1 rRNA gene is annotated in these 271 nt (G+C 52.8%); it reads right to left on the bottom strand.

Features of this window, described 5'->3' with window-relative positions:
• Positions 1–271: ribosomal RNA gene (locus tag NJD71_RS13830) — 16S ribosomal RNA — on the bottom strand; the annotation flags it as partial.

Below are 271 nucleotides of genomic sequence, written 5' to 3'. Positions count from 1 at the left end.
CTGACTTATCAAGCCACCTACGCTCGCTTTACGCCCAGTAATTCCGATTAACGCTTGCACCCTCTGTATTACCGCGGCTGCTGGCACAGAGTTAGCCGGTGCTTATTCTGCAGCTAATGTCATCGTCTCCGGGTATTAACCGAAGAGTCTTCTTCACTGCTTAAAGTGCTTTACAACCAAAAGGCCTTCTTCACACACGCGGCATGGCTGGATCAGGGTTTCCCCCATTGTCCAATATTCCCCACTGCTGCCTCCCGTAGGAGTCCGGGCC

This window comes from Psychrobacter sp. PP-21, assembly GCF_033790785.1.
In the GTDB taxonomy this organism is placed as follows: Bacteria; Pseudomonadota; Gammaproteobacteria; order Pseudomonadales; family Moraxellaceae; genus Psychrobacter.
The sequence above is the reverse complement of the archived record's forward strand: the minus strand, read 5'-3'. Positions and strand labels throughout refer to the sequence as shown.